At 68.8% G+C, this 10,271-nt stretch carries 9 protein-coding genes; 6 read left to right on the top strand and 3 right to left on the bottom strand.

Annotation, left to right across the window (positions count from 1 at the left end; genetic code table 11):
• Positions 1 to 658, bottom strand: a 658-nt coding sequence (locus I55_RS26490; protein ID WP_148293979.1) for an aminotransferase class I/II-fold pyridoxal phosphate-dependent enzyme, incomplete at its 3' end; no start/stop codon positions are given.
• 52 nt (positions 659 to 710) lie between these two features.
• Here I55_RS26490 and I55_RS26485 point away from each other — a divergent pair.
• Positions 711 to 2,339, top strand: a complete 1,629-nt coding sequence (locus I55_RS26485; RefSeq protein WP_064742541.1) for a M48 family metalloprotease — start codon at positions 711 to 713, stop codon at positions 2,337 to 2,339.
• Between the two features lie 34 nt (positions 2,340 to 2,373).
• Here I55_RS26485 and I55_RS26480 read toward each other — a convergent pair whose 3' ends face one another.
• Positions 2,374 to 4,056 (bottom strand): methyl-accepting chemotaxis protein, encoded by a 1,683-nt coding sequence (locus I55_RS26480; RefSeq protein WP_044563731.1) that lies wholly within the window; start codon positions 4,054 to 4,056, stop codon positions 2,374 to 2,376.
• Positions 4,057 to 4,149: 93 nt separating this feature from the next.
• Positions 4,150 to 5,154 (bottom strand): DUF3369 domain-containing protein, encoded by a 1,005-nt coding sequence (locus tag I55_RS33525; protein ID WP_049974522.1) that lies wholly within the window; start codon positions 5,152 to 5,154, stop codon positions 4,150 to 4,152.
• 342 nt (positions 5,155 to 5,496) lie between these two features.
• Between I55_RS33525 and I55_RS26470 the strand changes: the two genes are divergently transcribed.
• The 5 genes from I55_RS26470 to I55_RS26450 form a co-directional block, all read left to right on the top strand.
• Positions 5,497 to 6,261 (top strand): DsbA family protein, encoded by a 765-nt coding sequence (locus tag I55_RS26470; protein ID WP_083901456.1) that lies wholly within the window; start codon positions 5,497 to 5,499, stop codon positions 6,259 to 6,261.
• Between the two features lie 186 nt (positions 6,262 to 6,447).
• A complete protein-coding gene (gene aroQ, locus I55_RS26465; RefSeq protein ID WP_083901455.1) occupies positions 6,448 to 6,906 on the top strand; it encodes a type II 3-dehydroquinate dehydratase in 459 nt (152 codons plus the stop codon).
• Positions 6,907 to 7,000: 94 nt separating this feature from the next.
• Positions 7,001 to 7,456, top strand: a complete 456-nt coding sequence (accB, locus tag I55_RS26460; protein WP_044563726.1) for an acetyl-CoA carboxylase biotin carboxyl carrier protein — start codon at positions 7,001 to 7,003, stop codon at positions 7,454 to 7,456.
• 19 nt (positions 7,457 to 7,475) lie between these two features.
• On the top strand, positions 7,476 to 8,825 hold the full coding sequence (gene accC / locus I55_RS26455; protein WP_044563727.1) for an acetyl-CoA carboxylase biotin carboxylase subunit: 1,350 nt from the start codon (positions 7,476 to 7,478) through the stop codon (positions 8,823 to 8,825).
• A gap of 400 nt (positions 8,826 to 9,225) precedes the next feature.
• A partial coding sequence (locus I55_RS26450; protein WP_044563725.1) for a DUF2339 domain-containing protein occupies positions 9,226 to 10,271 on the top strand: 1,046 nt, incomplete at its 3' end.

Genomic DNA, 10,271 nt, shown 5'->3' with positions numbered 1-10,271 from the left:
CATCGGAGATGAGCCACACGCCATGCCGCCGGCACCAGTCGCCCAGCGCCGCCATGGCCGCCGGGTCCAGCATGGTGCCGGTGGGGTTGGACGGGCTGGCCACGATCAGGCCCTTGATGGGACCTTGCGCCAGCAATCCGTCCAGCAGGGCCGGCGTGGGCTGGAAGCGGGTCTCGGGCCCCGTGGGCAATTCCACGGGCTCCAGGCCCGCCGTCTTCAGGATGTTGCGGTAGGCGGGATAGCCCGGCGCCGCCAGGGCCACCCGGTCGCCGGGATCGAAGGCCGCCAGGAAGGCCAGCAGGAAGGCGCCGGACGAGCCCGTGGTCACCACCACCCGATGCGGATCGATCACCACGCCATGGCGATCTTGGTACCAACGTGCTATGCCCTCTCTCAAGGCTGGCAGGCCCAGGGCATCGGTGTAGGCTAGGCGATCAGCGGCCAGGGCGTGGGCGGCCGCGGCGATCACCCCCTTCGGTGCCGGGGTGGACGGCTGGCCTATTTCCAGGTGCAGGACGTCGCCGCCGGCGGCCTGCCGGGCATTGGCGGCGCGCAGTACCTCCATCACCATGAAGGGTGAAATGGTACTGGTGCGTACAGCGACAGCCGGTTGCCCTGCCGCGCGTGGAAATTCGTCCTTGGAGTAGGTAGGGGTCATGCCTTGCTGCTCGTCTGTTCGGGTATCGACGGCACCGCCGATGGAATTGACTATGTTCTTGCGCCCGCGCCGCCTTGCCCGCCTGATATTGGTCAGCCTGCTGTCCACGGTTTTGGCCGTGGAGCCGGTGATGGCCCAGGACCGTGGCATCAACCTGGTGCGTGACGCGGAAATCGAGCACACGCTGCGCGTCTTCGCCACCCCCATCTTCCGCGCGGCCGGTATCGTCCCGGACGCGGTCACCCTGGTACTGGTCAACGATGACGAGCTGAACGCCTTCGTGGCGGGTGGCCAGAACATGTTCGTCAACACCGGCCTGATCATGGCCGCCGACACGCCTGAACAGCTGATCGGCGTCATGGCCCACGAAACCGGCCACATGGCGGGCGGCCACCAGGTGCGGTCGCGCGACGCCATCGAGAACGCCGTCATCCTGTCCACCCTGGCCACCCTGCTGAGCGTCGCGGCGGCCATCGGCGGCACCCGGCGGGGCGACGGCGGGGGGGCCGCCATGGGCGGCATCGCCGGCGCGCAGGAACTGGGCGCCCGCTCCTTCTTCGCCTTCAGCCGCGCGCAGGAGGCTTCGGCCGACGAGGCCGGCCTGTCCTACATGGAATCCAACGGCTATTCGTCGAAGGGCATGCTGGAGTTCATGGAGAAGCTGCACCGGCAGGACGCCGGCCTGCCGCAGACCAAGCAGGTGGAGTTCCTGATGACCCACCCGCTGACCAAGAACCGCATCGAGTACATCGAGAACTTCGTCGACCACATCTCGAAGTTCACCAACGCCAAAATGCCGTCCGCCTATTACGACATGCACCAGCGCATGCGGGCCAAGCTGTACGGCTTCATCCATCCCGACCTGGCGCTGCGCAAGTATCCGGAGAGCGACACCAGCATCCCGGCGCGCTATGCCCGATCCATCGCCTACTATCAGGTGGGCGATATCAACAAGGGTCTGAAGATCGTCGACGGCCTGATCGAGCAGGAACCGAAAAACCCCTATTTTTATGAATTAAAGGGCCAAATCCTGTTCGAAAACGGCCGCGCCAAGGAGGCGGTGGAGCCATACCGCAACGCCGTCAAGTATGCCCCCGACAGCGCCCAGCTGCGCATGGCCCTGGGCCACGCCCTGCTGGAGGCCGGCGACGACAAGCTGGTGCGGGAAGCCATCGAGGTGCTGCGCGCCTCCGCCCGGGACGAGCCGCTGGTGGAGCTGACTTGGCTGCTGCTGGCCAGCGCCTACGCCCGCGCCGACATGGCGCCACAGCTGGCCTATGCCCGCGCGGAGGAGGCCCTGGCCCGTGGCGACATCCGTGCCGCCCGCTACCACGCCGACCGGGCGGAACAGATGCTGCCCGCCGGATCGCCGGACTGGGTGCGGGCGCAGGACATCCGCGTGCTGGTGGAAAGCCGCCTGCCGCACAACATGCGGCCACAACTGGCACCCAGCAACGGCCTGGTGTCGCCCGACATCCCCATCATCTCCACCGGCCGCATGCCGGACGACGCGCTGTCCACCGGCGGCGTGTCCACCGGCGGCCCCAGCTTCCCCAGCATCGCCACCACCTCCGGCGGCACCACCATCGGCAGCGGCCCCACCGGCCTGGGCACGTCCGGGGCCGGGACGGCGATGGGTGGCATGGGCGGCGGCCGGGGCGGGCCACCCGGCGGGCGCTGATTTATCCCCCGAGACGCGGCGGTGAAGGCGGGCGTCAGCCCACCCGCACCGTGCGTAGGAAGCCCGCAGCCTCGCGATCCAGCACAGTGGACTGGGTGGACAGCCGTTCCGCCAAGCCGGTCACGCCCTGGGCGGCGTCCCCCACGGCACGCGACGCGCCGGTCAGGTCGCCCAGGCTGTCCGCCACATCGCCGATGCCCTGCGCCGCCTGCTGGACGTTGCGGGCGATTTCCTGCGTGGCGGCGCTCTGCTGCTCCACCGCCGAGGCGATGGTGACCGTCAGCTCGTTCACATCGGCGATGGTGGCGCCGATGCGACGGATGGCCGCCACCGTCTGGCCACTGCGCCCCTGGATGGTGGTGACCTGGGCCGCGATCTCCTCGGTCGCCTTGGCCGTCTGGTTGGCCAGGCCCTTGACCTCGTTGGCCACGACGGCAAAGCCCTTGCCCGCCTCGCCCGCCCGCGCCGCCTCGATGGTGGCGTTCAACGCCAGCAGGTTGGTCTGCGCCGCGATGGCCTGAATCAGGTTCAACACCTCGCCGATGCGCCGGGCGTCGCTGTCCAGACCCTCCACCACCACGTCCGTCTCCCGCACCACGGCCAGCGCCTCTCCGGCGATGGCGGCGGAACGGACCACCTGGGCGCTGATCTCGCGGATGGAGGCCGACAGTTCCTCGCTGGCCGCCGCCACTGTGTTGACGTTGGATGAGGCATCGGCCGCGGCGCCGGAGGCGGCATTCGCCCGGGTCAGCGCCTGGTCGGCCGCCTCGGTCAGGGCGCCCGCCAGACGCTCCAGATCGGTGGAGGCCTGGGTGACGGTGCCCACCACCCCGCCGACGCGCTCCTGGAAGGTGTCGGCGACGGTGGTCAGGGCCTGGCGCTGCCGGGCCGTGGCCTCCGCCTCCGCCCGCGCCTGCTCGGCGCGCAACACGGCGGCACCCCGCATGTGCTCACGGAATAGGGCGACGGCCCGGGCGATGCGCCCGATCTCGCTGCGATCGGCCGTGTACTGGATGTCGACCGACAGGTCATCAGCCGCCAGCCGGTCCATGGTGTGGCACAGTTCGGCCAGGGGGCGGGTGATGCTGCGGGCGATCAGCACCGTGAACAGGCCGGCCACCAGCAGCACCAGCAGGGTGGAGCCCCCGGTCCATAGCGCCTGGCGCCAGAGGGCGGCGTCGATGTCGTCGATGTAGACGCCCGCCTGCACCGCCCACTTCCACGGCTCATAGGGGGCGGCATAGGCCAGCTTGGGCGCCGGCACGGCGGCGCCAGCCGTGCCGCGCGGTACCAGATAGGTCGTCAGGCCCCCGCCCCGCCGCGCGGCGGCGATGATCTCCGCCACCACCCGCGTGCCCTGGGGATCCTTGAACTCCATGCGGTTCACGCCTTCGTTCTTGGGATTGGCGTGGACCAGGGTGACGCCGTCGAACTGATAGACGCCGTAATAGTCGCCATCGCCCCAGCGCATGGCGCGGATGGCTTTCTTCACCGCCTCCTGCGCCTGCTCCAGAGGCAGCGCCCCGGCCTTGACCTCGTCGTCATAGGTGCGGATCAGCTTCAGCACGCTGCCGACCATGTCGTGCAGCTTCTGCTCCCGCTCGGCATAGATGGCCTGGCGCAGGCTCCACACCTGGGCGCCCGAGATGGCAAGCATCGACACCACCATGATGGCCATGATGATGGCGATGCGGAAGATCAGGGAAAAGTTGCGCACGGGGCCATGTCCTTCGCTCAGGCGGTACAACCTAAGCGGACATGTAGCATGGTTAAAATTTTGAACAAGGCATGCCGAGGCGACAGCGCCCCGTCAGGCCGGATCGCGTGCCTGTTCCAACGCCCAGGCGGTGACCAGCGCGTCGGCGATACGCATCATCATCAGCAAGGCCAGCCGCCGCGCGATCTCATCCAAGGGACGCGCCAGATGCAGATGCAGCAAGGCGATGGCGCCGCCGTCCGACCCGCCGCCCGAGGCCTGCGCCGTCAGCGGCCACACCAGCGTCATGGCATCGTCGGTGAACTCATGCCGCAGTTCATCCGCACCGCGCAGCGACGTGGCCAGCGCGCCAGTGTCGGCCACCGTGGCCAGGGGATGGCCCGCCGCATCCTGATAGCGCCCGCGGCCGGCCAGGATGCGGGCCGACAGGCGGTCGGTGCCATAGATGACGCAGAACAGGCCATCGGCGGGCTGTTCCAGCACCTCGGCCATCTGGTCCAGGGCCGCTCCTGCGGCGGCGGAGGACCCGGACATGGCCATATGGCACAGGCCCACACCAGCCACCCGTTCCATACCCTGGCAGGACCGTTCCAGCGTGCGGATGTGGTGATAGGCACGTAGCGCCGTGATGGTGGCGGTGATCAGCTTGCGGGCGGTCAGCTCCGTCTTGGCCTTGTAATCGTTGACGTCATAGCCGGCGATGACATCGTCCTCCGGCGCCTGGCCCGGCTGGCCCGTGCGCAGGATGATGCGCACGGCGCGGTTGCCCAGCTCGTCCCGGATTTTGGGCACCAGCTTCAGACCGGCGTCGTCGCTTTCCATCACCACATCCAGCAGGATCATGGCGATGTCGTTTTCGCCGCGCATGACCGTCAGCGCCTCGCCGGCGGAATAGGCGGAGATGAAGGCCAGGCCCCGGCCCTGGAAGGCGAACTTGCGCATGACCAGACGGGTCATGGCGTGGACTTCGGGATCATCGTCGACGATCAGCACCTGCCAAGGCGGCAGGCCGGGGACCAGTTCCGAGCCCTCGTCCGCCTCATCGTCCTCTTCCTCGTCCTGGAACAGGAAGTCGTCATCATCATCCGCCATGGTCATGGCAACCCCACCTTCGTCCCCCAGGGGGGTGCCCCGGGTACGGAAACCCCTCGTGTCCCGCCCGCTTTCCGCGTGCCCTGGGCCCATCTCATGACCGCACAGTGCGGCATCCCTGGCAAGCGCGACGATGGATGGCGCACGGCATCCCCTCATCCTACGGATGTACGAAGCGGTAGGCCAGCCCGTCACGCCGCCCCCCCCCGGCCGCGTGCGGCGCTGTGGGCCAATCGCACATGGCGCTGTGGGATTGCGCCCCGCCGCGGGCTGGTCCATTCTGCCGGCCTTCGCCGCCGTCCCCGCGGGTTCCCCAGGGGCAGGGCCGCAAATCCGGAGTTCGTGTCGATGCCGCGTACCTTTGCCGCCGCCCTCTACGCCACCGTGGCGCTCGCCGGCCTGTCCGCCAGCCCCACCCTGGCCGCCGACAAGCCGGTGGCCGACAAGGGCCCCTATGACAAGGCGCAGGTGGAGCAGATCGTCCACGACTACCTCCTGGCCCATCCCGAGGTGATCGCCGAGGCGGTGCAGGCCCTTCAGGACAAGAGCGAGGCGGAGGAGGCCAAGGCCGCCGCGGACGCCTTGGTGAAGCACAAGGACGAGCTGTTCGCCTCCAAGGCCTCCCCCGTGGGCGGCAACGTGAAGGGCGACGTGACGCTGGTCGAGTTCTTCGACTACCAGTGCGGCTACTGCAAGCACACCCAGCCGGAGTTGGACGCCGCCGTGAAGAAGGATGGCAAGGTCCGCATCGTCTACAAGGAATTCCCCATCCTGGGCCCGGCCTCCGTCATCGCCGCCAAGGCGGCCCTGGCCGCCAACATGCAGGGCAAGTACGACGTGGTGCACGCGGCCCTGATGGCCGCCACCGGCAAGCTGGACAAGGACCGCATCCTGTCCATCGCCAAGGACGCCGGCGCCGATGCCGACCGCCTGGCCAAGGACATGGAATCCCCCGCCGTGCAGAAGGAGATCGACGCCAACCTGGCGCTGGCCGACACGCTGAACATCCACGGCACGCCGGGCTTCGTGGTCGGCAACACCCTGGTGCCGGGCGCCATCGGCGCCGACGCCTTCAAGGACCTGTTCGCCAAGGCCCGCGCCGCCAAGAGCTGACCGCAGTAGGCGTTAGGCCGGTTCCGGGAACGGGAGACATGGTTCCCGTGCGGGCGGCCATGCGTGTGAATTGTTGCCCCCGCTGCCGCCCGTGTTATAAAGCGGCCTTCGACGGACACCGCGTTGGGGACGCATACTCCCGCACGTCCGGTTTTTGACACGTACGTACGCAAAGGCGATACACCCTTGGCCATCGCGCCCTCCGTCCTGATCCTGAACGGGCCGAACCTCAACATGCTGGGGATTCGCGAACCGCACATCTATGGCGCGGAGACGCTGGAGGATATCGAGAACGCCTGCCAGGAGACGGCCACGCGGCTGGGCCTGGAGATCGATTTCCGCCAGTCCAACCATGAGGGCGAGCTGGTCACGTGGATACAGGACGCGCGTGGCGAACATGACGCCATCATCCTGAACGCCGGCGCGTACACGCATACGTCCGTCGCCATCCACGACGCGCTGAGCGCCGTGGGCCTGCCGGTGGTCGAGGTGCATTTGAGCAACATCTTCCGGCGGGAGCCGTTCCGGCATCACTCCTACGTGTCACCGGTCGCGAAGGGCGTCATCTGCGGCTTCGGCTCACAGGGCTACCTGTTGGCGCTGCAGGCGGCGGCCCGCCTGACCGACAGCCCGCAGCCCGCCTGACACCGGGCCGAAACCCGGAACGGAACCGGCCCACCCCTGAAATCGACCGACCCATCGGCGGCTTAACCGCAGCCCAGTACCCAGGATCATGACAATGGCGACCTTCGAACTCGACAGCGAATTCGTGCGCAAGTTGGCCGAGCTTCTCGGCGAGACCGGTCTCACCGAGATCGAATACGCGGAAGGCGAAAAGCGCATCCGCCTGTCCCGCGCCGCGCCGCCGGCGGCCATGGTGGCGGCCCCGGTCGCGGCCGCCCCGGTCGCCGCCGCGGCGCCCGCCGCCGCCCCTGTGGCGGCCATGCCCCCGGCCCAGCACCCGGGCGCGGTGAAGTCGCCCATGGTCGGCACCGCCTATCTGGCGCCGGAGCCGGGCGCCCCCACCTTCGTGAAGGTCGGCGACACCGTGAAGGTGGGCCAGACCCTGCTGATCATCGAAGCCATGAAGGTCATGAACCCCATCAAGGCGACCAAGGCCGGCACCGTGACCCAAATCCAGGCGGGCGACGCCCAGCCGGTCGAATACGGCGAAGTCCTGCTGATCATTGAGTGAGGGTCTGACCATGGCCGGCCTGTTCGAGAAGGTCCTGATCGCCAATCGCGGCGAGATCGCGCTTCGCATCCACCGCGCCTGTCGCGAGATGGGCATCCACACCGTGGCGGTGCATTCCACCGCCGACGCCGACGCCATGCACGTCCGCCTGGCGGACGAGAGCGTGTGCATCGGCCCGCCTTCGGCCAAGGAAAGCTACCTGAACATCCCCGCCATCCTGTCGGCGGCGGCCATCACCGGGGCGGACGCCATCCATCCCGGCATCGGCTTCATGTCCGAGAACGCGCAGTTCGCGCAGATGGTGGAGGAGCACGGCTTCGCCTGGATCGGCCCGTCGCCGGAACACATCCGCATCATGGGCGACAAGGTCACGGCCAAGCGCACGGTGCTGGACCTGGGCCTGCCGGTCGTCCCCGGCTCCGACGGCCCGGTGGAGACTGTGGAAGCGGCCCTGGTGAACGCCGCCCGTATCGGCTACCCCGTCCTGATCAAGGCGGCGGCCGGCGGCGGCGGCAAGGGCATGAAGGTGGCATGGGCCGAATCCGAGCTGCGGGAGGCCTACCAGCTGGCCCGGGGCGAGGCGCGCGCCGCCTTCGGCAACGACCAGGTCTATATGGAAAAGTACCTGGCCAAGCCGCGCCACATCGAAATCCAGCTGCTGGGCGACCATCACGGCAACGTGGTGCACTTCGGCGAGCGTGACTGCTCCATCCAGCGCCGCCACCAGAAGGTGGTGGAGGAGGCGCCGTCGCCGGCGCTGAACGCGGAGGAGCGGGCCTTCATCGGCAACCTGGCGGCCAAGACGGCGGCTGCCTTCGGCTACCGCGGCGCCGGCACGATGGAGTTCCTGTACGAGAACGGGCAGTTCTACTTCATCGAGATGAACACCCGCCTGCAGATCGAGCACACCATCACCGAGATGGTGACGGGCGTCGACCTAGTGCGGGAACAGATCCGGGTGGCCACCGGCGCGCCGCTGGGCTACGGCCAGGACGACATCAGGTTCAACGGCCATTCCATCGAATGCCGCGTGAACGCCGAGAACCCGGTGACCTTCACCCCCAGCCCCGGCAAGATCGACGGCTATCACGCCCCCGGCGGCCTGGGCGTGCGCGTCGACAGCGCGCTGTACGACGGCTATCGCGTGCCGCCCCACTACGACAGCATGATCGCCAAGCTGATCGTCCACGGGAACAGCCGCAACGAATGCCTGATGCGCCTGCGCCGCGCCATCGAGGAATTCGTCATCGGCGGCATCGACACCACCCTGCCCCTGCACCAGCGCATCATCGCCCAGCCGGACTTCATCAACGGCGACTATGACATCCGCTGGCTGGAGGAATGGATGAAGAACCAGCCGGCCAGCTGACCCTTCCCCATACCCACCGCCTTTCCAAGCCCAGGCCCGGGATCGACCATGACGGTCGGCCCCGGGCCTGTCGCTTTTCCGGAGCGGAAGGACGCGACCGATAGCGACTGCGCCGCCCGTGGAAATGCACTACCTTTCCTGTCACTAGAGCGGAACGCGATCAGGTGGAATCACCTGATCGTGTAAATCCGCTCTATCATGAATAGGTTACCAGCGGCACGAGATATTGGCTCGTGCCGCTGCAGCCCGCGACTGCGGGCGTCGGAGATTTCCAGGGAGCCGCAGGCGGACTGGAAATCGAGGACAAGCCAAGTGGCCGGATGGCCGCGCCCGGCGATTGAGGGGCATTTGAGCGATCACGATCAAATGCCGTTGGTATAAGCGCGACCTTGGGACCGGCATGGCCTTCCTGATCTTTATCGTCCTGTTGGTGGCCCTGTGGGCCCTGCTGCGTGCCGAAAAGGCGGAGCAGCGCCTGCGCCGCCTGGGCGCCCAACTGGACGCGGTGACCCAGCGGCTGGCGGCGCTGGAGGGCGGAAGGACACCTGTCGCGCCCGCGATTGACACTGGCTCCGTGGCCACCCCGCCGATCCAGGTCCCCATGGCCCCCCAGCCGGAGCCACCGCCCGTTCCACCACCACCCCAGGAAATTCCCGTGCCGGCGGCCCCCGGCCTGGAGCAGGCGCTGGGCACCCGCTGGCTGGTCTGGCTGGGCGCCCTGGCCGTGGCGCTGGCCGGCGTGTTCCTGGCCAAGTATGCCGTGGACCAGGGTCTGCTGGGCCCGGCGGTGCGCCTCAGCCTGGGGGTGCTGTTCGGTGTCGGCCTGGCGGCGGCGGGCGACCAGTTGCGCCGACGCGGTCCGGGGGAGGGCCAAGCCCTCCACATCGCCTCCATCCCCGCGGCGCTGACCGCGGCCGGCCTGGCCATCGCCTTCGCCTGCATCTATGCCGCCCACACCCTGCACGGGCTGATCGGCGCCGGCGCCACCTTCGCGGGGTTGGCCGCCCTGTCGGCCGCGGCTTTCCTGCTGGCGTTGAGCCACGGCGGCAGCGACGGGCGGCCCGCCGGCGCCTTCATCGCCCTGCTGGGCCTGGGCGGCGGCCTGGCGGTGCCCGCCCTGGTGCCCACGGAGCATCCTTCGGCCTGGGCGCTGTTCGGCTATCTGGCCCTGCTGAACACCGCCACCCTGGCGGTGGGCTGGCGCCTGCCGGCCCCCTGGCTGGGCCTGCCCGTCCTGGGCGGCGCCGCGCTGTGGGTCACCACCGCCCTGGGCCGAGGCGCCGAGGCCCCGCCCATCGTCCTGTTCCTGGTCGCCCTGGCGGCGGCCGGCCTGTGCTTCGGCCGCCTGTCCCTGCGCGACGGCAACGCGAAGACGGCGTTGACGGATGCGTGGACCGCCGCCGCCACGGGCGCCGTGCCGTTGCTGCTGGATTGGTTGCTGCTGAC

The sequence above is a fragment of the Azospirillum sp. B4 genome (assembly GCF_000333275.1).
In the GTDB taxonomy this organism is placed as follows: domain Bacteria; phylum Pseudomonadota; class Alphaproteobacteria; order Azospirillales; family Azospirillaceae; genus Nitrospirillum.
This window is presented reverse-complemented; position numbering and strand designations above follow the sequence as displayed.